Here is a 21699-nt window from a genome sequence, read left to right on the forward strand (position 1 = left end):
ATGGACAGCCACATCACCGAAATTGTCAACGTCACGCGCGAAGCGGCATGGCTGCCGTGGGCGGTGCAGTATTTTTTCCTCATCGGCCTCAGTTACGGCAGCTTCATGCTGACCTTGCCGTACTTCGTCTTCGGCCGCAAGGCGTATGAACGCCTGGGGCGCATCGCGCTGCTCGCGTCCCTCGTCTGCGGCATGACGGCGCCCGTGGCGCTGCTGGCCGACTTGCACGGGCCGGGCCGCTTCTACCATTTCTACATTTACTTCCAGCCGCAGTCGTGGATGTCGTGGGGTTCGTTCTTCATTCCCCTGTATCTGGGCTGTCTGATGCTGTACGCGTGGCTGGCGCTGCGCGGGGACTTCGCCACGCGGGGGCAGGGTCGGGACCGCCTGGCCTTTGCCTATCGGCTGCTGGGACGTGGAGGCGCCGCATCGCGCCAGGCCATCATCACCGCCGCCGCCTTCACCCTGCTCGCCGCCTTCGTGGTGGGGCTGTACACGGGCATGGAAGTAATGGTGGTGCGCGCCCGTCCACTGTGGTTCACGCCGTTCCTGCCGGCGCAATTTGCCGCCACGGCCTTTGTCGGGGCGGTGGGCCTGGCGCTGCTGTTCAACCGTTTCCTGCCGGGCCGCGACCAGGCGCTCGAAGTGTCCCTGAACCGCGCGCTGGCGCTGTCGCTGGCGCTGGTGCTGGCATTGGGCGGCGGCTGGCTGTTCGTCAGTCTGTCCGGCGTAAGCGCCAGCCACAGCATGGCCTTTACCCAGGTGGCGGGCATGCCGCAATGGCAGTTCACGGCAGTCTGGGCCGTGCTGTCGTCGATCGTGCCGATGGCCCTGGCCATCTGGCGTCCCGCCACGAGTGGCCTCGTCAACGGCCTGATCGCGCTGCACAGCGCCTGGATGATGCGCTGGACGATTTTCATCGGCGGGCAGAACATCCCGAAGACGGGCGCGGGCCTGTACGACTACCACCTGCCGATGGGCAACGACGGCTTGATGGGGATTATCGGCACGGCCGGCCTGTGGATCGCGCTGCTGTTGCTGATGCTGGAATTTTTGCCATGGGCCGGACGCGTCGTCGCTGCACGCAGCCGTCCCGCCATGGCCACGCACTGAGGAGTCAACAATGAACGATCAAATACACAACGACGACCGCAATGACGTCCCTGAAGACGAAAAAGAAAAACGCCGCAAGCTGCTGCGCTATGGCGCCATCGGCGGCGGGCTGGCCGCCTTTGCCGCCAGCTTTTCCACCACGGCCGGCCGCATGGTCGACCACGCGCTGGGCAAGGACAAACCCGTACAGCGCTTGCACGGCAATTCGCTGGCGCCCGAGTTTTCCGTCGACACGGCCACGGGCAAACTGACGGTCAATCCCGACCAGCAGGTCAGCTACACCATGTGCATGGGCTGCACCACGTTCTGCGGCGTGCGCGTGCGCCTGGATAAAAAAAGCGGCAAGGTGCTGCGCGTGGCCGGCAATCCGTACAGCCCCCTGTCGGCCGATCCGGCGCTGCCGTACCAGACCCCGATACGCGACAGCTTCATTTCCCTGTCGCGTTTCGAGGAAAAGGGCTTGAAGGGACGTTCCACCGCTTGCGGCCGCGGCAACGGCGTGCTGGAACAGATGGAGTCGCCTTTCCGCGTGCTGGCGCCCATGAAGCGCGTGGGACCGCGCGGCGGCGGCCAGTGGGAGCCGATCGCCTTCGACCAGTTGGTCAAGGAAGTGACGGAAGGCGGCGACCTGTTTGGCGAAGGCCACGTGCAGGGCTTGCGCGCCTTGCGCGAGCTGGAAAAACCGATCGATCCGGCGCAGCCGGAACTGGGTCCGCAAGTCAATCAGGTGGGCCTGATGTGCAGCACCGACGATGGCCGTCTGGCGTTCGGCACGCGTTTTTTCAAGCAGTCGTACGGCAGTCTGAACCTGGTCAACCACGGCTCGTATTGCGGCGGCGCCTACCGCAGCGGCTCGGGCGCCATGTTCGGCGACATGAAGAAAATGCCGCATGCGAAAGTGGACCTGGAAAACACGGAGTTCTGCATCTTCGTCGGCACGGCGCCCGGCAATGCGGGCAACCCGTTCAAGCGCCAGGGCACCTTGATCGCGAAAGCCCGTTCGGGCAAGCGCGATTTCAGCTACGTCGTCGTCGACCCCGTGCTGACGAATGCGGACAGCCTGGCCGCGGGCGACCGCAGCCGCTGGGTGCCGATCAAGCCGGGCACGGATGGCGCGCTGGCCATGGCCATGATCCGCTGGATCATCGAGCACGAACGCTATGACCGCAACTTCCTCGTGCAGCCGAACCTGAAGGTGGCGGAAGCGGCAGGCGAAGCCGCCTGGTGCAACGCCACGCATCTGATCATCAGCGAGAAGGGCCATCCGCGCGACGGCCGCTATCTGCGCGCGTCGGACATCGGCGCGGTGGAACTGGCGGAAGAGGAGCGCTACAAGGATGGTGACGCGTTCTGCGTGATCGACGCGGCCACGCAAGCGATCGTGCCGCACAATGCCGCCAAGGGCGAAGCGCGCCTGTTCTTCGACGGCCCGCTGGACGTGACCGGCGCGCCGCTGCACCTGAAGACGGCCATGACGATGCTCAACGAAGAAGCGCAGCGCCACAGCATGGAGGACTATTCCAGCGCCTGCGGCATCCCGCTTGACATCATCGAAGGCCTGGCGCGGGAACTGACCAGCCACGGCAAGCGCGCCGCCGTCAATGCGCACGGCGGCATGATGTCGGGCGCAGGTTTCTATAACGCGTATGCGCTGGTCATGCTCAATACCCTGATCGGCAATTTGAACCGCAAGGGCGGCACCCTGATCAACGGCGGCAGCTTCAAGGATGCGGGCCCCGGCCCGCGCTACAACCTCGAAAGTTTCGACGGCGAGATCAAGGCGACGGGCATGCCGATCGGGCGCAATGTGCCGTATGAAAAAACCTCGGAATTCAAGCTGAAGAAGGAAGCGGGCAAGGCGTATCCGGCCAGGGCGCCGTGGTATCCGAACGCGCCCGCGCTGGCGACCGAGTGGCTCACCAGCGCCATGAACGGCTATCCGTACACCTTGAAGGCGCTGATCCTGTGGAGCTGCAATCCCGTCTACGGCATCACGGGCTTACGCGCGCAGATCGGCAAGGAGCTGGCCGATCCGAAGAAGATTCCCCTGATCGTCGCCATCGACCCCTTCATCAATGAAAGCTCGGCGTTTGCCGACTACCTGCTGCCCGATACCTTGCTGTATGAAAGCTGGGGCTGGGCCGGCGCCTGGGGCGGCATGCCCGTCAAAATGAGCACGGCGCGCTGGCCCGTGGTCGAACCGCGCGTGCAAAAGACGCCGGACGGCCAGAGCATCTGCATGGAATCGTTCTTCATCGCGCTGGCCAAAACGATGGCCTTGCCCGGCTTCGGCACGGAAGCCCTGCAGGACATGGAGGGCCAGCGCTTCCCATTGCAGCGCGCGGAAGACTGGTATCTGCGCGGCGGCGCCAACATCGCCTGGCAGGGCAAGACGGCCGTGCCGGAGGCGAGCGACGACGACATCGAACTGGCCGGCGTGGCGCGCATCCGCCCCGAACTGGAGCGCACCCTGAAGCCGGAAGAGTGGCGCAAGGTGGCCTTCATGCTGGCGCGGGGAGGGCGCTACCAGAGCTATGGCGAGATGTTCGGCCTGCGCCTGCCGCCGCCCGCCAACCCCAAGGCGCCCGCCGCGCCTGTCCCGGTGCTTGATGAGACGCCGTATCCGCAGGACTGGTCCACGCACCGCTACCTGAAACCGATGATGCTGTACAACGAGGGTCTGGGCGTGAGCAAGAACAGCTTGAGCGGCAAGCGTTTCCCCGGCACGCCCGCGTGGAGGGTGGCGGCTTTCGCCGACGGCACGCCCGTGCGCAAAACCTACCCGGCCAGCGAATGGCCGTTCGAGTTGATCAGTTTTAAATCGGCGCTGCAAAACTCGTACAGCATCGGCGCGCGGCGCTTGCGCGGCATCCATCCGGACAACCCGGTCGCCGTGCATCCCGACGATGCGGCGCGCCTGAAGCTGGAAAATGGCGACCAGATTTATCTGGAGACGCCGGGTGGCAAGGCCAGGGCCACGGTGATGCTGCGCCATGGCGTGCAGCGCGGCGTGATCGCCGTCGAACACGGTTTCGGCCACAAGGAACACGGCGCGCGCGCCCACCGCATCGGCAAGCTGCGCCAGCCTGATGAACCGGCCATCGGCGCGGGCATCAACCTGAACGACCTGGGATTGACGGACCCAAGCCGCGGCGACAAGAACGTGTTCGTCGATCCCGTCTCGGGCACGTCGGTGCGGCAAGGGCTTCCTGCCCGCATCGTGCGGGCCTAGATTTGCCCACCCGCCATCAGCAGCCGGGCCACCTCGGCTGCTGAATGCAGGCCCAGTTTTTCCATCGCGTTATGGCGGTGCACCTGCACCGTCTTGTCGCTGATACCGAGTTCGCGGGCGATGACTTTCGAGGCCTTGCCTTCGGCCATCAGCAGCGCCACTTCGCGCTCGCGCGCGGTGAGCCTGGCCAGCGCCGATTGCGCCGTATTCGCGCTGGCGGCGCTGCGGCTTTCTTCCACGCTGCGGGCCACGGCACGCGAGACGGCGTCCAGCAATACCTGGTCCTTGCACGGCTTTTCCAGAAAATCGCAGGCGCCCGCCTTCATCGTCTGCACGGCCATGGCCAGGTCGCCGTGGCCGCTGAGGAAAATCACGGGCAGCGATATGGCGTGTCCGGTCCTGTTATTCAACTCCTGCTGCAGTTCCAGTCCGCTCATCAGCGGCATGCGCACGTCGAGCAGCAGGCAGCCCGGCACATGGCCCTCGTAGCGCTGCAGGAAATCGCGCGCCGATTCGAACGTCTGCACTTGCCAGCCGGCCGAATCGAACAGATAGGCCAGCGAGCGGCGCATGGCGGCGTCGTCGTCGACGACAAAGATGATCGCATCGCTTTCGTTCATGGTGTTTCCTTATCTACTTCCATATGCGTATCTTCGGGCAGGCGGAACCAGACCGTCAAGCCTGGCGCATCGGCGTTGGCGTGGGCCGACAGGCTGCCGCCGAACGACTCGATGATGCTTTTGCTGAGGGACATGCCCAGTCCCAGGCCTTCGGCCTTGGTGGTAAAGAAGGGCTCGAACAGGCGCGCCATCTGCGCCGCATCGAGGCCGCAGCCGGCGTCGCGCACGGCCACCGTGCAGGCGCCGTTTTCGCGGTGCAGCAGCACGCCGATCGGGTGCTGCGGATGGTCGTTTTCCACCTGCGCGTCGAGCGCATTTTTCAATAAATTGAGCAGCACCTGCTGCACTTGCTGCGGGTCGGCCAGCACGCGCGGTGCAGCGCTGGCCGCCTCGTGACGCCAGCTGATGTTCGCTTGCGGATGGGCCGCGCGGAACAGCGATACCGCCTGCTCCACGGCGTCGGCCAGCGCGAAGGCGGTGCTGTGCGCGGGACGCTTTTGCGCCATCGCGCGGATGTGCCGGATGATGGCGCCCGCGCGCTCGCTTTGCGTGGCGATTTCCTGCGCGCCGTCGAGCAAGGGTGCCGCGTCGAGCCGTCCCCCCGCGATGCGGCGCGCCATGCCGCGCGCGAAATTGCCGATGGCCGCCAGCGGCTGGTTCAATTCGTGCGCGATGGCGCTGGCCATTTCGCCCAGGATGGCCAGGCGCGCCGTGTGGTCGAGCGTGGCCTGGCGCTGGCGCGCCTGTTCTTCCAGCGCGCGCTGCTGGTGCTGCGCCGCGCGCAATTGCTCCGTGCGCCGGCTGACCAGGTATTCCACGCGCACCGTATGCACGGCCCAGGCCACCAGCAAGGCTAGCACCAGCAGCATCCAGCCCCAGTAGCGGCGCAGGGCCGTCTCGAACGTCAGCTTGTTCAAATAGGCGTAGGGGCCGATGCGCAGTTCGCGGAACAGTTCATCGACGATCTGGTAATCGCTGGGCACCGTCCAGCTGTAGCCTTCGCTGGTGCGCGGCATGGCCAGCAGGGCCTGCGCCACTTTTTTTGCCAGCGGGGGCGGCGTCTGGCGCAGGGCCACGAAGGGCCAGTCCGGATACAGCCGCGACGAGCTGGCGCAGCGAAAACCGGGAATCGGACGCGTGGTGATGACGCGCAGTTCCTCGGCCCGCACTTCGCCGCGCGCCACCATCTGTTCCAGCAGGCAGGTGCGCACGATGCCGGCGTCCATGCGGCCAGCACGCACGGCCTCGACGATCTGCTGCGAAGGAAAGCCGCTGTAGCGCAGGCTGGCAAAATCGTGCGTGGGATCGATGCCCGCTTCCTGCAGTTCGCGCGCGGCGATCTGGTAGCCGCCAAACGCGTCGGGCGCCACCGCCATCACGTTCTTGCCTGCCAGGTCGGCCAGGTCGTGCAGCGGCGACGCGCTGCGCACGACGATGGCCGAGCCGATGGCCTGGCGCGGCGAGTCCGTCCAAGGCGACTCCAGCGTGGCGATGCGGCTGGCGCCGTCGCTGTGTTCGAGCGCCACGTAGTGGCCGCTGCTGGTGATGGCAAAGGCGATGGCTTGCGACTGCACGGCCCGCGTCAGGCCCGCCTGGTCGTAGTCTGCCAATGTAAAACGGATGCCGGGGATGCTGGCCTGCAGGTGGCGCGTCACGTACGACCAGTCCTGCTGCACGGCGTCGCCGCCCTTGTAGGCGAGCACGCCTATTCTCACCTCTGGTACCTCCGGCAGCGCGTCAGCCGCTTGCGCGCCGTGCAGGCACAGCGCCGCCAGCGCCAGTGCAACAAGCCTGCGCACTAGAACATGCTGCGCTGCGCCGCGCGCGCATCGCCGAACAGGTCCAGCAGCAGTTTCTTGATCGGCGCGGGCAGCGGCGCGTCGGCGATCTTCGCGCCGTCGTACCAGACGTGCGTGGACTCTCCGGCCAGCGCCAAACGGCGCGCCAGGGTGATGCGGCAGGGGACGATGTGCAGCTTGTAGTGGGTAAACACGTGCACGATGGGCAGCAGCCGTTCCTGGGTCTCGATCTCGCCGAACGGCGCCACGGCGCGCGCCAGTACCTGTTGGTCTATCTCTCGCGGCGAGTCTGCATCGGCCAGCACGTGGCCGTCGAGTTCGGGCAGCGACAGCAGGCCGCCCCAGATGCCCGAGCCGGGGCGCTGCTCCAGCAGCACCTGGCCATCGTCGATGATGGCCAGCATGACGGCGTGTTTTTCCGGGCTGGTTTTCTTCGGCTTGCGCACAGGTAAGTCTTTGACGCGATGGGTGGCGTAGGCCACGCAGCGCGGCTGCAGCGGGCAGCGGCCGCAATCGGGGCTGCTGCGCGTGCACAGGGTGGCGCCGAAGTCCATCAGGCCCTGCGTGTAGGCTTCGATACCTGTGTCAGGCAGCAGCGCCTCGGCGCGGCGCCACATGGCTTCCTCGACCCGTTTTTCGCCGGGATAGGCGTCGATGCCGAAGGTGCGCGCAAACACGCGCTTGACGTTGCCGTCCATGATGGCCGCGCGCGTGCCGCTGGAAAACGCGGAGATGGCGGCCGCCGTCGAGCGGCCGATGCCGGGCAGCTCGGCCAGTAGCAGCGGGTCGCTGGGGAACACGCCGTCGTATTCGGCCACCACGCGCTGCGCGCACTTGTGCAGGTTGCGCGCCCGCGTGTAGTAACCGAGGCCGCTCCACTGCGCCATCACGTCTTCCACCGGGGCTGCGGCCAAATCGCGCAGGGTGGGGAAGCGTTCGAGGAAGCGCGCGTAGTAAGCGAGTACGGCGGTGACCTGCGTTTGCTGCAGCATGATTTCGGACAGCCAGATCAGGTAGGCGTCGCGCGTATTCTGCCACGGCAGCGCGTGGCGGCCATGCTGCTTTTGCCAGGCGATGACGGTGGCGGAAAAAGTCGGGTCGACGTAATCTTCCAAAGGTGCCGCGCCCGTGGCGGGCGAGAGCGGATGCAGCAGACGTTTCATGCAGGATTCCAGGGTTGTATTCAGTGCGTAGGGTTCATGCGGCGCTGCCGGCGCGCAAGGCGGCCAGCAATTGCGCCAGCTGCGCCTTGTCGCGTTCGAGCGCCGCCAGGCTCGCTTCGAAGCCGGCGATTTTCTGTTCCAGGCTGCCCGTGGCGTCGTGGATGCGCTGGATCGAGGCAAAGCGCAGTTTCAGCTGTTCCTTGTACTCGACGATCTGCGCTTCGAGCGGCGCCATGATGACTTTCAGCCAGGCGCTGGCGTCGTCGTTGGCGTTGGTGAAACTGCGGCGCACGCGCGAGGCGATGGTGTCGAAGAATTTTTCCATCAGCACGACGCGGCTGGTGGTGAGCAGGGTCGCCGTGCCGAACTGCTTATGGTAGACGGCTTCGATGTCGGCGATCTCCTGGCGATAGCGGGCCAGCGAAAACGGCATCGGCAAGGCCAGCGCCAGGCCATGTTCGGAAGCGAATTTGCGGTACATCACGTTCATCATTTCGGTGATCTCGGCCGTCTTGCCTTCCGAACGGTCGAGGTTCTGGCCGATGCGCTCGAAATACTGGCGCACGGCTTCGCGCAGGCCCGTGAAAAAGCGGCTGCGCTGCATGGCGGCGCGCACGCCGTCGATATCGTCGCGCACGATGTCCATGCCCAGGCTCGTGTACAGCTCCGTCGACAGGCGGGTAAACACGGCGCGCGTCGCCTGCAGCTTGAACAGGCTGCTGTCGAATTCCTTCTTCTCGATGTCGATGCGCCGCATCATGTGGGCGATCACGCTCTGGTTCTTGCCGCGCAGGCTGTGCAGTTCGTGCAGTTGCTCGGCGATGCCGCGCGCGCGGGCCGCCGCCTGCACCTGCTGCGCCGCTTCGATGGCGTCCAGGTCGAACGCCAGCTGGCGCCGGATGATGTCCTTGCGCGCGGGAATCAGCTCCTCGAACAGGGCCGTCTCCAGCGCCTGCAGGCGGCTCTTTTCCAGCAGCGCCGCGTCGTGGTTGATCTTGCCCACCAGGGCCTTTTGCGCCGAGACGGGAAACACCTGGCCAGCGTCCAGCGTCAACAGGTGCGCCACGCTGGCCTGCTGGCGTTCGATGGCCTGCGCCACCTCGGCATCGCCGCGCAATTCATCCCACATGCTGTCGATCTTGTTGAGCACCACCAGGCGTCCCGCGCCGGCGCCGATATGGTTGCGCCACACTTCGATGTCGCTGCGCGTGACGCCCGTGTCGGCCGCCAGGATGAACAGCACCGCGTGCGCATTCGGGATCAGGTTCAGGGTCAGTTCCGGTTCCGTGCCGATGGCGTTCAAGCCCGGCGTGTCGAGGATGACCAGGCCCTGTTTCAGCAGCGGATGGGGGAAGTTGATGATGGCGTGGCGCCACATGGAAATTTCCACCTGGCCGTCCTCGTCGAGCATGGCGGGAGCGTCCGCATCGCCGGCGTCATACAGGCCGTAGCGCGCCGCTTCTTCCACGTTGACTTTTTTCGTCAGGCTGACCTGGCGGATGGCTTCCTGCATGTCGTCGCCCGCTTCGATATTCAGGGGCAGGACGGTCCAGGCGGCGGGCAGTTCGCGGTAGTCGCTGGTCGACAGGTTCTGCGCGCGCGTCTCGATGGGCAGCAGCCGGATCGATGGCGGCCAGGCCGCGTCGTACAGCAGCTCGGTGGGGCACATGGTGGTGCGGCCCGCGCCCGAGGGCAGGATGCGCTGGCCATAGCCGGCAAAGAAGATGGCGTTGATCAGCTCGGATTTGCCGCGCGAGAATTCCGCCACGAAGGCGACGGATAAACGGTCATCGAGCAGGCGGGAGCCACAGCGCGCCAGGCGCAGCGCGGAAGCGCCGTCGACCAGGCCCGCCGCGCTGGCGGCTTGCCGGTATGCCTGCAAGGCGGCCTGTACGTCCTGCCGCCATGCGCTGTATTGTTCCAGGTCTCTGACCATCTGGCTCCCTCTGTGAGTGTGCTTACTTTTGACAATTCACGCAGTAAAACGTGGAACGCTGTCCCTGCACGATTTGCCGGATCGGCGCGCCGCAGACGCGGCAGGGCTTGCCCGCGCGGTTGTACGTGAAATACGTCTGCTGGAAGTAGCCAGACTGGCCGTTTACGCCGATGAAGTCGCGCAGGGTGCTGCCGCCTTGCACGATGGCTTCGGCCAGCACGTCGCGGATCGCCTGCGCCAGTTTCTCGTAGCGGGCCAGGCCGATGCGCCGGGCCGGCGTCTTCGGGTTGATCCCCGCGCGGAACAGGCTTTCGGAACAATAGATATTGCCCACGCCGACGACGATGTCGCCCGCCATCAGCACCTGCTTGATGTTGGTGGCCTTGTTGCGCGTTTTCTCGAACAGCAGCTGGCCCGTGAAGCCGCCTTCGAGCGGCTCCGTGCCCAGCCCGCGCAGCAGCGCGTGGCCGTCCAGCGGGCCGTCGGCCTCGTCGTGCCACAGCACGGCGCCGAAGCGGCGCGGGTCCGTCATGCGCAGCACCTGGCTGCCGCCGTCCGCGTCCTCCACGACGAGGTCGAAATGGTCGTGCTTTTGCGCGTGCGTCCCCGTCGGCAGCACGCGCAAATGGCCGGACATGCCCAGGTGGATGATCAGGGTGCCGTGGCGGAAGTGGATCAGCAGGTATTTGCCGCGCCGCCCCGTCAGGCCGATGGTTTGCCCCGACAATTGTTCGCCCAGGGCAGGAGGGAAGGGCCAGCGCAGGCCGTCGCGGCGCAGCACGACGGAGCGCACGGCGCGCCCTTCGAGATGGGGCGCGACACCGCGCCGTGTGACTTCGACTTCTGGCAATTCTGGCATAGGGCTCGAATGGTTGAAAACCGGGTAAAAAACAGGCGGCTTGCCGGCTGAGGGCTGGCTCTGGCAGGCTACGCCGCCACGACGCATATATTTCGTTACATACGTGAAGTACGCGATAGCCGCGTTGGGCGTAGAATCAAACTTTGCCGTTTAGCCAGGATCAGCCTTTGAAAAACGCTTTCGCCATTGTAACCTTGTCCGCCCTGATGGCCACGCATGCCATGGCACAGACGCCTGTCGCCCCCGCCGATGCCGCGGCCAGCCCCTCTGCGTCTGCGCCCGCCGCGCCGCAGGAGCCGGACGCCACCTCCAAGGAGGGGCCCGCCGGCGATGAGCTGCCGAAGGTCGAATTGAGCAGCGACTTGCTGTACAAGCTGACCAAGGCCGAGATGGAATTCAAGAGCGGCCAGTGGCAGGGGCCGTACGTGACGATGATGGTGGCGGCGCAGCAGACGCGCGATCCGCGCCTGGCGCGCCGTGCTTCCGAAATGGCGCTGGCCGCCAAGCAGGGCAGCGAGGCGCTAGCGGCCATCCGCCTGTGGCGCGAGCTGGCGCCAGACTCGGACGAGGCGACGCAGTTCTTCCTCGGCTTTGTCGTGTTGACGGACAAGATCGAAGAAGCGGAACCGATTTTCGCCGAACGCCTGGCCAATGCGCCGCAAGGCGCACGGGGCGTGGCCCTGTTCCAGATGCAGCAGATTTTGTCGCGCTCGAATGACAAGCTGTATGCCTATTCGATGGTGACGCGTTTGGTGCAGCCTTACCTGGACATGTTCGAAGCGCACCTGGTGCTGGCGCAGGGCGCCCTGTCGATCGGCGAGCGTGACCGTGCCATCGGCGAAGCGAACAAGGCGCTGGCGATCAAGCCAAACTCCGAGCTGGCCGTGCTGACCCTGGCGCAAGTGACGGGCGAACCCGAGGCGGCAGGCAAGGTGCTGGCCGCTTTCCTGCAAAAGAATCCGGATGCCGTCGAAGTGCGCGGCGCATACGCGCGCCTGCTGGTCGAACAGAAGCAGCTGGAACCGGCGCGCGAGCAGTTCCTGCTGCTGCTGAAAAGCGCGCCCGATAACGTGGGCGCCCTGTATGCGCTCGGCATCGTGGCGCTGCAGCTGGAAGACACCAAGGGCGCGGAGCAGTACTTCAAGCGCTTCCTGGCCGTGCTCGAAAAATCTCCCGGCGACACGCGCGATCCGTTCAAGGCCCTGATGATACTGTCGCAGATCGCCGAGACGCGCGGCGACACGGCGGGCGCCATCGCCTGGCTGGACAAGGTCGACAACAGCGCATCAAGCGGCTATGTCGAGGCGCGCTTGCGCCGCGCCCAGCTGATCGCCCGCGGCGGCAATCTCGATGCGGCGCGCAAGGCGCTGACGGAAATCGAAACGGACGATCCGGCAAGCCAGGCGCAGGTGCTGCTGGTCGACGCGCAATTCCTGCGCGACGCCGGCTATGTGCAAAGCGCCTACACGGTGCTGGAAAACGCCTTGCTGCGCTTCCCCGACAATCCGGAGCTGCTGTACGACTACGCCTTGCTGGCCGAGCGCATGGACAAATTCGAGCGGATGGAGGCCAGCCTGCGCCGCGTGATGGCGCTGGCGCCCGACAACCAGCACGCGTACAACGCGCTCGGTTATTCGCTGGCCGAACGGGGCCTGCGCCTCGAGGAAGCCCATGCGCTGATCGAAAAAGCCTTGCAGATGGCGCCGGGCGACCCGTTCATCATGGACAGCATGGGCTGGGTGCAATTCCGCATGGGTAACCTGGCCGCCGCGGAAAACGCGCTGCGCCGCGCCTATGCCGTGCGCAGCGATCCGGAAATCGCCGTCCACCTGGGCGAAGTGCTGTGGCAAAAGGGCGACAAGGCCGAAGCGCAAAAACTGTGGCGCGAGGCGCAAGGCAAGGACCCGAAAAACGAGGCGCTGAAAAGCACCTTGGCGCGCCTGAATGTCAGTTTGTGATTGAATCGATTATCTCAACTATAAAAAACCAGCGCCATGGCGCTGGTTTTTCCTTGTACCCATGTTAAAAAAACTGCTTCCCCTCACACTCGTCTGCCTGTCACTCTCGGCCTGCTCGACCCTGAGTTCCCCATTCTCGTCAGGCGCCGCGCCATCCGCCAACACCGTCGCGCCCTACCGCGAACAGGTGGAGCTGACGGGCCGCCTGAACGTCGTGTACCAGAAAGATGACAAGCCCGAATCGGCCACCGTCAATTTCAACTGGCAGCAGACGGCGCAGCGCACGGACGTGACCCTGTATTCGCCCGTCGGCAGCACGCTGGCGACGATTGCCGTCACGCCGCGCGAGGCCGTGCTGACGCAAAGCGGCAAGGCGCCGCGCAGCGCGCCCGATGTCGACACACTGAGCGCGCAGATGCTGGGCTGGTCCTTGCCCGTGTCGGGCTTGCGCGACTGGCTGCAAGGGTATGCCGTGGGCGCCGACGGCAAGCGCTTCGTCGCTTCGCCGGCCAACGACAGTGTGACGACGAAAGACGGCTGGCGCTTGCGCTATGTGTCGTGGCAAGAAGTAGGGCAAAATGCGGCCGACAATACACCGGGCGCCTTGCCCCAACCGCGGCGTATCGATGCCGAACGCAATGCCAGCGCGCAGGCCGATGCCGTGTCGCTGCGCATCGTCCTCGATCCCGCCCCATCCGCACCAGCACCATGACATTGACTACCCTGAATAACTGCCCGGCTCCCGCCAAGCTGAACCTCTTTTTGCACGTCAACGGCCGCCGCGCCGATGGCTACCATCTGCTGCAGACAGTGTTCCAGTTGCTCGACCATGGTGACACCCTGCACTTCGCGCTGCGCGACGACACGGCGATTGTCCGCGTGACGGAGCTGGCCGGCGTGCCGCAGGAGCAGGACCTGATCATCCGCGCCGCCAGGCTGCTGCAGGCCGAAGTGCTGCGCCGCACGGGGGCCTTGCCGCGCGGCGTCGATATCGCCATCGACAAGGTGCTGCCCATGGGCGGCGGCTTGGGTGGCGGCTCGTCCGACGCGGCCACGGCGCTGATGGCGCTCAATCGCCTGTGGCAGGCCGGTTTGACGCGCGAGGAACTGATGGCGCTGGGCTTGCCGCTGGGCGCCGATATCCCGTTTTTCATCTTTGGCGAAAACGCCTTTGCCGAAGGCGTGGGCGAAGCCTTGCAGCCCGTCGCCACGCCCGCATGCTGGTATGTGGTGATCGAGCCGGGCGTGCAAGTGCCGACCGCCGCAATTTTTTGCGCGGAAGGCTTGACGAGAAATACCGAACCCGTCACAATAGCGGACTTTTCCAGGTACCTCGCAGAAGGAAACGATGCGGGCGGGTTTGGAAAGAATGATTTACAGCAAGTAGCATGCAGTCTTTTCAAGCCGGTAGCAGATGCGGTAGAATGGCTGGGTGCTTACGGTGAGGCCAGGATGACTGGTTCCGGTGCTTGTGTATTTAGTGCGTTTGGCAGTCAGGAAGAAGCGGATGCGGTGCTCAGCAATGTGCCACCAGTCTGGGTCGCCTGGAAGGCAAAAGCGCTGAATCGCCACCCAATGCTCACCATGTTGTAGAGAGCAAAAAAGATTTTGCTTAGCGTCAAATAGTCGGTATAATACTGGCCAACATGACGGCAAGCAGTCAGTAACGTAGGGGAATCGCCAAGCTGGTTAAGGCACTGGATTTTGATTCCAGCATGCGAAGGTTCGAATCCTTCTTCCCCTGCCACCATTTCACCGTAGTCTGTCGATGCGAAGTTGGCGTCCAGTACGGGAAAAAGCAGATGTGCCGCCACGCGGCATATTCTAAACAATGACTGACCGGGCCTATGCCCGGTTAGTGCTTTTCAAGACTTCTTTATCACCTCTTGGGACTCCCATGGCTTACGAAAACCTGATGGTTTTTACCGGCAACGCGAATCCAGCGTTGGCAGAGGGGGTCGCAAAAAACCTCGGCATTCCTCTCGGTAAAGCAAACGTTTCGAAATTCTCCGACGGCGAAGTAATGGTCGAGATTAACGAAAACGTACGCGGCAAGGATGTTTTTGTTTTGCAATCCACCTGTGCTCCAACCAACGACAGCCTGATGGAAATCATGCTGATGGTTGATGCCTTGAAACGTGCTTCCGCTGGCCGCATCACCGCCGCGATTCCTTACTTCGGCTACGCCCGTCAAGACCGCCGTCCACGCTCCGCGCGTGTGGCGATTTCGGCCAAGGTGGTGGCGAACATGCTGGAAGAAGCCGGTGTCGAGCGCGTCCTGATCATGGACTTGCACGCTGACCAGATTCAAGGTTTCTTCGATATTCCAGTCGACAATATTTACGCTTCGCCAATTTTGCTGGGCGACCTGCAAAAGAAAAACTATCAGGATCTGCTGGTGGTGTCGCCGGACGTCGGCGGTGTGGTCCGTGCGCGCGCCCTGGCAAAACGCCTGGGCTGCGACCTGGCCATCATCGACAAGCGTCGTCCAAAAGCGAACGTGTCCGAAGTGATGAACATCATCGGTGAAGTCGAAGGCCGCAACTGCGTGATCATGGATGACATGGTCGACACGGCAGGCACCTTGACCAAGGCTGCCGAAGTGCTCAAAGAGCGCGGCGCGAAAAAAGTCGTGGCGTATTGCACGCACGCGGTGCTGTCGGGCCCGGCGATCGACCGTATTTCGGCCTCGCCGCTCGATGAGCTGGTCGTGACCGACACGATCCCCCTGTCCGAAGCGGCCCTGGCCTGCGGCAAGATCCGTCAATTGACGTGCGCGCCGCTGCTGGCCGAGACGTTCAAACGCATCATCAAGGGTGACTCCGTCATCTCGCTGTTCATCGATTAATTCGGTAAGAGCAGCAACAGACGTAATGCCTGCGGCGCGACCGGCTTTTGCCTGTTGCGCCGCAGTGTTTTAGTTTTCGGGGTGTTTACACCCATTTTCGAGGATTCCTGGTCGCGGGAGTCCTCATAACACAAGGCGCAAGCCTTGTTCTTCTTGGAGTTTCACATGAAAGTTATCGCATTTAAACGCGAATTGCAAGGTTCCGGAGCGAGCCGCCGCCTGCGCATTTCCGGCCAAACCCCTGGTATCGTCTACGGTGGCGCTGAAGCCCCGGTGCTGATCTCGCTGGATCACAACGCCCTGTACCACGCGTTGAAAAAAGAAGTGTTCCACTCGTCGATCCTGGATCTGGAAATCGACGGCGTTTCCCAGCAAGTTCTGTTGCGCGACTTCCAAGTCCACGCATACAAACAACTGGTTCTGCACGCTGACTTCCAGCGCGTTGACGCTAAGCAAGCTATCCACGTAAAAGTGGCGCTGCACTTCGTAAACGCTGACGTTTCCCCGGCAGTCAAACTGCACGGCGCGACCATCAGCCACGTAGCCAACGAAATCGAAGTTTCGTGCCTGCCAGGCCAACTGCCAGAATTCATCAACGTTGACCTGTCGAACATCGACGTCGGTCACTCGCTGCACGTTGGCGACCTGGTCCTGCCAGCTGGCGTGACCGCTGTCACCCACGGCGCCAACCTGACCATCGCTACCGCTTCGGTACCGGCTGGCCACGTTGCTGCTGAAGCCGAAGCCGCTGCTGCTGAAGCCGACAAGAAGTAATTTTGCCGCCGCAGCAATGCGGTAGTCGCAAGGAAAAACCCGCCAGGTTCGCCGCGCGGGTTTTTTTCTGCCTGTTTTCACCGATAATGCTTTCTTTTACATTGCAGACACAGCCATGCCCATACGCCTGATCGTCGGCCTCGGCAATCCGGGACCCGAATACGAACAAACCCGCCACAATGCCGGCTTCTGGCTGGTGGACAATCTTGCCAACAGCCTGCCCGGCACGCGCCTGCAGCGCGATTCGCGCTACAACGCCATGCTGGCGAAAACGTCGATTGGCGGCAACGAAGTCTGGCTGCTCGAACCGCTGACCTTCATGAACCGCTCGGGCCAGTCCGTGGGCGCGCTGGCGCGCTTTTTCAAGATCGCCGCCGATGAAGTGCTGGTCGTGCACGACGAACTCGATTTGATGCCCGGCATTGCGCGCCTGAAAAAGGGCGGCTCGGCCGGCGGCCACAATGGCTTGAAAGACATCACGGCCGCGCTGGGCACGCAGGATTACTGGCGCTTGCGCCTGGGCATCGGCCACCCGCGCACCCTGAGCCTGCAGCAGCAGGTGGCCGACTTCGTGCTGCACCGCCCGCGCCGCGAAGACCAGGAGCTGATCGAGCAGGCGATCGACAAATCCCTGCAGGTCATGCCGCAGATCGTCGAGGGCAAGTTCGAGGCGGCGACGATGAAGCTGCACACCGCGTAATTATTTTCCCGCCTTGCCGAAGCCGGCCATGATGGTTTTCGCCATCTGCTGCTGGCTGGCCTGGGCGCTGCTGCCGTCGCCCGCGTTGGCGGCGATCAGCAGGCCGTCGCCGCTGCCGGGCGCCAGCGCGATCAGCGCGTGCCAGTAGCCGTTCGAGCCCAGGTGGGTGAGTACACGCTGCGGCGCCTGGGGCGGGAAGTGCATCACGCCCCAGCCCAAGGCCGCATGCGTGTCGCCCTGCGCCGTGTGCAGCAAGACATACGTTTCCTTCTTGAGCAGCTTGCCCTTGCCCTGCTCGCCATGCAATTGATCGAGCGCAAACTTTGCCCAGTCGTGCATGCTCAGGTGAATTTCCCCATCGGGTGCCATCATCAGCGGATTGCTGGCCATCAAGCCGGCGATCGGCTTGCCTTCCTTGTGGCCCAGGTTCTGTCCGCGCACGGTGGGGCCGAAGGCGGCCCGCATGCCCAGCGGGCCGAACACTTCCGCCTGCATCAACTCCTCGTACGTCTTGCCCGTGACACGCTCGGCGATGGCGGCGGCGATCATGGCGCCGCTGTTCGAGTAATGCGATTCGCCGCGCGGCGCGGCCACGGGCGCGTCCGCCAGCGCGCGCTGCGCGTACTCCAGGCGCAGCAGCGGCAAGGGGCGCGTGTCCGTGTAGGTGGCATTGATCCATGTCTCGTCCGGATTGGGCGGCAGGCCGGCGCGGTGCGACAGCAGATCCATCAGGTTGACGTCGCGGTACTCGGCGCGCATGCCGGCACTCAGCGCGGGCAGCATGCTTGACAGCGGCGCGTCCCACGACAGCAGGCCCCGTTCCACCAGCCGCGCGATCAGGGTCACCGTCATGGCCTTGCCGTCGGAGCCGATATTCCACACGTCGTCGGCACGCACGGCGTCGTTGCCGTCATTGGCCCGCACGCCCGCCTGCGCCTGCGCCTCGATCTTGCCGTCGCGAATGACAAGGATCGCCATGGCCGGCACGCTCTTGTCGGCCAGCGCCTGTTGCAGCATGGCGTTCAAGTCATGGGCGCGGGCGGCGCCGCTGAGCAGCAAGGGGGTGCTGCAAACGAGTGCGGCAAGCAGGGTTTTCATGGAGTCTCCAGTCGATAGGGTGAGGTGAATATGTTAAAATGGTCGCAAAACATGATTTAATTATTGTTTTACGATAATTTATTCTAACCACACTTGACACTTTCGTATACTTTTAAAGATGAAAAAAAATCCAACGGGGCCGGCGGCGCTGAGCCGGCGCGTGCGCTACGGCGTTTCGGGATTCTTTGTGTTGTACCTGCTGCTGACGGTGCTGGGCTGGCTGGCGCCTGCGCCGGCCGCGCAAGGCAGCCTGGGCGGCGCCGGCATGTATGAACTGTTGCTGCAATTGCAGAGCCAGCCATTCGAGCGCCTGGCCGCCATGCCCCTGTGGCAGCGGGGACTGGGTCTGGCGCTGGCCTTGCCGGCCTTGTGCGTGCTGGGCGATGCCGTGCGCCAGCTGGCCCTGGTCTTGCGCCAGTTCGAACAGGGCGTGTATTTCACGCCGCAGGTGGCGCGGCACTTTCGCCGCTTTGCCGGCGGCTTGCTGCTGGGAACGGTACTGACTTTGCTGGAACCGACCGTGCGCGGCATGCTGTTTGGCTTGCTGGAAGAGGGAACGCGCCAGTTGCGCCTGGTTATCGACATCACGGGCGGCGACCTGTGGACCTTGCTGCTGTGTTCAGTTTTCTTTGCGCTGGCGCAAATCCTGCATGAAGGCCAGAGATTGGCCGATGAAAACAGCGGGTTCATCTGATGGGTATCGTCGTGCGCCTCGACCTGGTACTGGCCAGGAAAAAAGTGAAATCGAAGGAACTGGCTGCCTTTATCGGCATCACGGAGCAGAACCTGTCCCTTCTAAAATCGGGCAAGGTGCGCGGCGTGCGTTTCGATACCTTGTCGAAAATTTGCGAGATGCTCGAATGCCAGCCCGGCGACATCCTGGAATTCGATGCGTCGCAGCCGGATGACGGGGATGGCGACAGTTAAGGTCGCCAGGGCGGTTTTTTTGAAGAGTAGGGTGCATAGAGGTACAATTGACCCCTAGAGCATGAATACAGCAAGATTATCCAGAAAACGCCCGCAACGGCCGTTTTGCACCAGCCGCTTGCCGGCAATATTGATTATTTAAAGGTTTTCCATGAGTCTCCAATGCGGTATCGTCGGCTTGCCGAACGTCGGCAAGTCCACCCTGTTCAATGCACTGACGAAAGCCGGCATCCCGGCTGAAAACTATCCGTTCTGCACCATCGAGCCGAACGTCGGCGTCGTCGAAGTGCCGGACCCGCGCATGGATGCGCTGGCCGCCATCGTCAAGCCGGAACGCATGGTCAACGCCATCGTGGAATTCGTCGATATCGCCGGCCTGGTGGCCGGTGCATCGAAGGGCGAGGGCCTGGGCAACCAGTTCCTGTCGCACATCCGCGAAACGGACGCCATCGTCAACGTCGTGCGCTGCTTCGAAGATGACAACGTCATCCACGTGGCCGGCAAGATCAACCCGCTTGACGATATCGAAGTCATCCAGACCGAACTGGCGCTGGCCGACATGGGCACCGTGGAAAAAGCCATCCACCGCGAAAACAAGAAAGCCCGCTCGGGCGACAAGGACGCGGCCAAGCTGCTGGCCATCATGGAACGCATGATGCCGTACCTGAACGATGCCAAGCCCGTGCGCGCCATGGGCCTGGACGCCGACGAAATGGAACTGATCAAGCCGCTGTGCCTGATCACGGCCAAGCCGGCCATGTTCGTGGCCAACGTGTCCGACACGGGCTTTACCAACAATCCGCTGCTGGACCAGCTGACGGCGTATGCGCAATCGCAAAACGCCCCCATCGTCGCCATCTGCGCGGCGCTGGAAGCGGAAATCGCCGACCTGGACGACGCCGACAAGGGCGCCTTCCTGGCCGATATGGGCATGGAAGAGCCGGGCCTCGACCGCCTGATCCGCGCCGGCTACAAGCTGCTGGGCCTGCAAACCTACTTCACGGCGGGCGTGAAGGAAGTACGCGCCTGGACCATCCCCGTGGGCGCCACGGCGCCACAGGCGGCCGGCGTGATCCACACCGACTTCGAACGCGGCTTCATCCGCGCGCAAACCATCGCCTATGACGACTTCATCGCTTACAAGGGCGAAGCGGGCGCCAAGGAAGCGGGCAAGATGCGCGCCGAAGGCAAGGAATACGTGGTCAAGGATGGCGACGTGCTGAACTTCCTGTTCAACGTCTAAATCCCGGCAGGTCCCGTACGGGGCGAACATGAACCCTGCAAGTCATTGATTTGCAGGGTTTTTTATTGCCCGGATGGCCAGCATGTCTGCCATCGGCTGGTTCTCTAATCGTCGTGGCCCCGTGCCAGGCTCTCCGAGCGCTGCCACGTCCACATCAGGCCGATGCCGGCCGAGGTGCCGCTGTTCTGGCGCAGCAGGGGGCTGGCGCGGTTGGCGGCGCCCATGTAGTTGTCGTAGCGTACAAAGGCAAAGGCGCGCCAGTCCCGCTGCAGCCGGTAGGAGCCGCCCAGGCCCAGACGGGTGAGCATCAGCCCGCTTTTGGCCGCATACGCGGGGCGCCCATCGGTGGCAAACGCGGGGCTGACGCCATACAGGTAATCGTTGATGGCGGCATTGCCCAGCACGGCGCCGACGCTGGCATCGACATGCCATGCCTGCCGCTCGCCTTGCAGCGCGTACACGAGGCGCGGTTCGAACGTGGCGCCCTGGCGGCGCAGGCCGCCGCGCGCTTCGATGACGGCGCGCAAGGGTAGTTCCAGGCCAAGGCGGCTGTGCTGCGTCGGCTCGGCCAGCTTGATTTTCAGGCGCGGGCCAAATTCCACCAAGGTGCCCAGGTCGGGCATGCCGCGCCGGGCCGGCACGTCGCTGGAGCGGGCCGGCAAGGACAGGGCAAAACCGATATCGAAGTCGAGGCGATCCGTATCGAGCAGGCGCGCGCCCACGCCGGAACGGTCGGCGCGCAATACTTTCCCGCGATAAATCAGATAGGGCAGGACCAGGCTGCGCGTCGAGCGTTCGCTGGCGCCAGGATAGGCGGGCGTGACGGCCGTGCCGCCGAAGACGCCCGCTTCCCATAGGGGGAGCGCCGGCTCGGCTGCGCACGCGGACGCCATGCCGGTAAAGAGGGTGGATGCTGCCAGCAAGGTGCGCGCGACGTTCATGGGGGAACTGGGCAAGGTTTGCCGGCCTGTAGCGATGCCAGCGCCTTGTCGCTGAGGGCGCTCGATGTACGGGCCTGCTTTGCCAGCGCGTTAGCCTGGCGGAAATGAAATGCGGCCGCATCGTAGCGGCAGGCGGCGCTGGCGGCGCGTCCCGCTTCGTGGTGCAGCCGCGCCTGCCAAGCTGCATCGCCATGGCCCAGTTCGGCATTCTCGGCCGCGGCCGCGTAGTTGCGCATGGCTTGCACCCAGTCGCCCTGGCCAGCGGCTTCACGTCCCCACTGCTCCTGCTGCGCCGCCGCGCGCAGTTCGACCTGCGTGGAGCAGGCGCCCAGCGCCATCAGGACGAACGGCAGGACGAGGCAAGAGCGGAAGGACGGGAGTGTGGACATGGCGCCACTGTAGCGCATGGGAAGGCGCGCACGTTTGCGCAGAACGCGTCAATCGGGACTTTTTTGCCGCACTGATGACATATAATTTGCACACGACTT

At 64.0% G+C, this 21699-nt stretch carries 19 protein-coding genes and 1 tRNA gene; 12 read left to right on the forward strand and 8 right to left on the reverse strand.

Annotated elements, in window-relative coordinates:
• Both nrfD and D9M09_RS00370 read left to right on the forward strand, forming a co-directional pair.
• A complete protein-coding gene (gene nrfD, locus D9M09_RS00365; RefSeq protein ID WP_121668333.1) occupies positions 1-1113 on the forward strand; it encodes an NrfD/PsrC family molybdoenzyme membrane anchor subunit in 1113 nt (370 codons plus the stop codon).
• Between the two features lie 10 nt (positions 1114-1123).
• The gene (locus D9M09_RS00370; RefSeq protein WP_121668334.1) at positions 1124-4345 is read left to right on the forward strand and encodes a molybdopterin dinucleotide binding domain-containing protein; all 3222 of its coding nucleotides are present in this window, start codon (positions 1124-1126) and stop codon (positions 4343-4345) included.
• Here D9M09_RS00370 and D9M09_RS00375 read toward each other — a convergent pair.
• The 5 genes from D9M09_RS00375 to mutM are packed head-to-tail and all read right to left on the reverse strand — an operon-like array spanning position 4342 to position 10722.
• On the reverse strand, positions 4342-4965 hold the full coding sequence (locus D9M09_RS00375) for a response regulator transcription factor (RefSeq protein ID WP_070312507.1): 624 nt from the start codon (positions 4963-4965) through the stop codon (positions 4342-4344). The genes D9M09_RS00370 and D9M09_RS00375 overlap by 4 nt on opposite strands.
• Complete coding sequence (locus D9M09_RS00380) at positions 4962-6764, reverse strand: sensor histidine kinase (RefSeq protein ID WP_162995529.1); 1803 nt, start codon at positions 6762-6764, stop codon at positions 4962-4964. The genes D9M09_RS00375 and D9M09_RS00380 overlap by 4 nt, the downstream gene beginning before the upstream one ends.
• Positions 6764-7927, reverse strand: a complete 1164-nt coding sequence (gene mutY, locus D9M09_RS00385) for an A/G-specific adenine glycosylase (RefSeq protein WP_121668336.1) — start codon at positions 7925-7927, stop codon at positions 6764-6766. The genes D9M09_RS00380 and mutY overlap by 1 nt, the downstream gene beginning before the upstream one ends.
• Before the next feature lie 34 nt (positions 7928-7961).
• Positions 7962-9863: a dynamin family protein gene (locus D9M09_RS00390; RefSeq protein WP_121668337.1), complete on the reverse strand. Its 1902-nt coding sequence runs from the start codon at positions 9861-9863 to the stop codon at positions 7962-7964.
• A 22-nt stretch (positions 9864-9885) separates the two neighbouring features.
• Positions 9886-10722: a bifunctional DNA-formamidopyrimidine glycosylase/DNA-(apurinic or apyrimidinic site) lyase gene (gene mutM, locus D9M09_RS00395; RefSeq protein ID WP_121668338.1), complete on the reverse strand. Its 837-nt coding sequence runs from the start codon at positions 10720-10722 to the stop codon at positions 9886-9888.
• Positions 10723-10889: 167 nt separating this feature from the next.
• Between mutM and D9M09_RS00400 the strand changes: the two genes are divergently transcribed.
• The 7 genes from D9M09_RS00400 to pth all read left to right on the forward strand — a co-directional run bounded on the left by D9M09_RS00400 (position 10890) and on the right by pth (position 17002).
• Positions 10890-12680, forward strand: coding sequence for a tetratricopeptide repeat protein (locus D9M09_RS00400; RefSeq protein ID WP_121668339.1), 1791 nt, complete (start codon positions 10890-10892; stop codon positions 12678-12680).
• Between the two features lie 61 nt (positions 12681-12741).
• Positions 12742-13392 (forward strand): outer membrane lipoprotein LolB, encoded by a 651-nt coding sequence (locus tag D9M09_RS00405; protein ID WP_121668340.1) that lies wholly within the window; start codon positions 12742-12744, stop codon positions 13390-13392.
• The gene (gene ispE, locus D9M09_RS00410) at positions 13389-14273 is read left to right on the forward strand and encodes a 4-(cytidine 5'-diphospho)-2-C-methyl-D-erythritol kinase (protein ID WP_099409282.1); all 885 of its coding nucleotides are present in this window, start codon (positions 13389-13391) and stop codon (positions 14271-14273) included. Before D9M09_RS00405 ends, ispE begins: the two co-directional genes overlap by 4 nt.
• 77 nt (positions 14274-14350) lie before the next feature.
• Positions 14351-14427: transfer RNA gene (locus tag D9M09_RS00415), tRNA-Gln, on the forward strand.
• 150 nt (positions 14428-14577) lie between these two features.
• The gene (locus D9M09_RS00420; protein ID WP_034753270.1) at positions 14578-15528 is read left to right on the forward strand and encodes a ribose-phosphate pyrophosphokinase; all 951 of its coding nucleotides are present in this window, start codon (positions 14578-14580) and stop codon (positions 15526-15528) included.
• Between the two features lie 165 nt (positions 15529-15693).
• The gene (locus D9M09_RS00425) at positions 15694-16302 is read left to right on the forward strand and encodes a 50S ribosomal protein L25/general stress protein Ctc (RefSeq protein WP_070221672.1); all 609 of its coding nucleotides are present in this window, start codon (positions 15694-15696) and stop codon (positions 16300-16302) included.
• A gap of 115 nt (positions 16303-16417) precedes the next feature.
• The gene (pth, locus tag D9M09_RS00430; protein WP_034753275.1) at positions 16418-17002 is read left to right on the forward strand and encodes an aminoacyl-tRNA hydrolase; all 585 of its coding nucleotides are present in this window, start codon (positions 16418-16420) and stop codon (positions 17000-17002) included.
• Here pth and D9M09_RS00435 read toward each other — a convergent pair whose 3' ends face one another.
• On the reverse strand, positions 17003-18100 hold the full coding sequence (locus D9M09_RS00435; protein ID WP_121668341.1) for a serine hydrolase domain-containing protein: 1098 nt from the start codon (positions 18098-18100) through the stop codon (positions 17003-17005). It abuts the gene before it with no gap.
• A 118-nt stretch (positions 18101-18218) separates the two neighbouring features.
• On the opposite strand from D9M09_RS00435, the gene D9M09_RS00440 reads away from it, so the two are divergent.
• From D9M09_RS00440 to ychF, 3 genes are all read left to right on the forward strand, one after another.
• A complete protein-coding gene (locus D9M09_RS00440; protein ID WP_121668342.1) occupies positions 18219-18794 on the forward strand; it encodes a DUF2975 domain-containing protein in 576 nt (191 codons plus the stop codon).
• Positions 18794-19027: a helix-turn-helix domain-containing protein gene (locus D9M09_RS00445; RefSeq protein ID WP_034778346.1), complete on the forward strand. Its 234-nt coding sequence runs from the start codon at positions 18794-18796 to the stop codon at positions 19025-19027. The genes D9M09_RS00440 and D9M09_RS00445 overlap by 1 nt, the downstream gene beginning before the upstream one ends.
• Before the next feature lie 151 nt (positions 19028-19178).
• A complete protein-coding gene (gene ychF, locus D9M09_RS00450) occupies positions 19179-20270 on the forward strand; it encodes a redox-regulated ATPase YchF (protein WP_071325626.1) in 1092 nt (363 codons plus the stop codon).
• Between the two features lie 104 nt (positions 20271-20374).
• Here ychF and D9M09_RS00455 read toward each other — a convergent pair whose 3' ends face one another.
• Positions 20375-21226, reverse strand: coding sequence for a MipA/OmpV family protein (locus tag D9M09_RS00455; protein ID WP_240453516.1), 852 nt, complete (start codon positions 21224-21226; stop codon positions 20375-20377).
• Positions 21208-21600, reverse strand: a complete 393-nt coding sequence (locus D9M09_RS00460; RefSeq protein ID WP_162995530.1) for a hypothetical protein — start codon at positions 21598-21600, stop codon at positions 21208-21210. Before D9M09_RS00460 ends, D9M09_RS00455 begins: the two co-directional genes overlap by 19 nt.
• Positions 21601-21699 lie beyond the last annotated feature (99 nt).

Source organism: Janthinobacterium agaricidamnosum, assembly GCF_003667705.1.
In the GTDB taxonomy this organism is placed as follows: Bacteria; Pseudomonadota; Gammaproteobacteria; order Burkholderiales; family Burkholderiaceae_D; genus Janthinobacterium.

Bases quoted from the DNA above. Each gene is read 5' to 3' on its own strand.
- nrfD (WP_121668333.1), top strand. From the start codon at position 1: ATGGACAGCCACATCACCGAAATTGTCAACGTCACGCGCGAAGCGGCA.
- D9M09_RS00370 (WP_121668334.1), top strand. From the start codon at position 1,124: ATGAACGATCAAATACACAACGACGACCGCAATGACGTCCCTGAAGAC.
- D9M09_RS00375 (WP_070312507.1), bottom strand. From the start codon at position 4,965: ATGAACGAAAGCGATGCGATCATCTTTGTCGTCGACGACGACGCCGCC.
- mutY (WP_121668336.1), bottom strand. From the start codon at position 7,927: ATGAAACGTCTGCTGCATCCGCTCTCGCCCGCCACGGGCGCGGCACCT.
- D9M09_RS00390 (WP_121668337.1), bottom strand. From the start codon at position 9,863: ATGGTCAGAGACCTGGAACAATACAGCGCATGGCGGCAGGACGTACAG.
- mutM (WP_121668338.1), bottom strand. From the start codon at position 10,722: ATGCCAGAATTGCCAGAAGTCGAAGTCACACGGCGCGGTGTCGCGCCC.
- D9M09_RS00405 (WP_121668340.1), top strand. From the start codon at position 12,742: ATGTTAAAAAAACTGCTTCCCCTCACACTCGTCTGCCTGTCACTCTCG.
- ispE (WP_099409282.1), top strand. From the start codon at position 13,389: ATGACATTGACTACCCTGAATAACTGCCCGGCTCCCGCCAAGCTGAAC.
- D9M09_RS00420 (WP_034753270.1), top strand. From the start codon at position 14,578: ATGGCTTACGAAAACCTGATGGTTTTTACCGGCAACGCGAATCCAGCG.
- D9M09_RS00425 (WP_070221672.1), top strand. From the start codon at position 15,694: ATGAAAGTTATCGCATTTAAACGCGAATTGCAAGGTTCCGGAGCGAGC.
- pth (WP_034753275.1), top strand. From the start codon at position 16,418: ATGCCCATACGCCTGATCGTCGGCCTCGGCAATCCGGGACCCGAATAC.
- D9M09_RS00435 (WP_121668341.1), bottom strand. From the start codon at position 18,100: ATGAAAACCCTGCTTGCCGCACTCGTTTGCAGCACCCCCTTGCTGCTC.
- D9M09_RS00440 (WP_121668342.1), top strand. From the start codon at position 18,219: ATGAAAAAAAATCCAACGGGGCCGGCGGCGCTGAGCCGGCGCGTGCGC.
- D9M09_RS00445 (WP_034778346.1), top strand. From the start codon at position 18,794: ATGGGTATCGTCGTGCGCCTCGACCTGGTACTGGCCAGGAAAAAAGTG.
- ychF (WP_071325626.1), top strand. From the start codon at position 19,179: ATGAGTCTCCAATGCGGTATCGTCGGCTTGCCGAACGTCGGCAAGTCC.
- D9M09_RS00460 (WP_162995530.1), bottom strand. From the start codon at position 21,600: ATGTCCACACTCCCGTCCTTCCGCTCTTGCCTCGTCCTGCCGTTCGTC.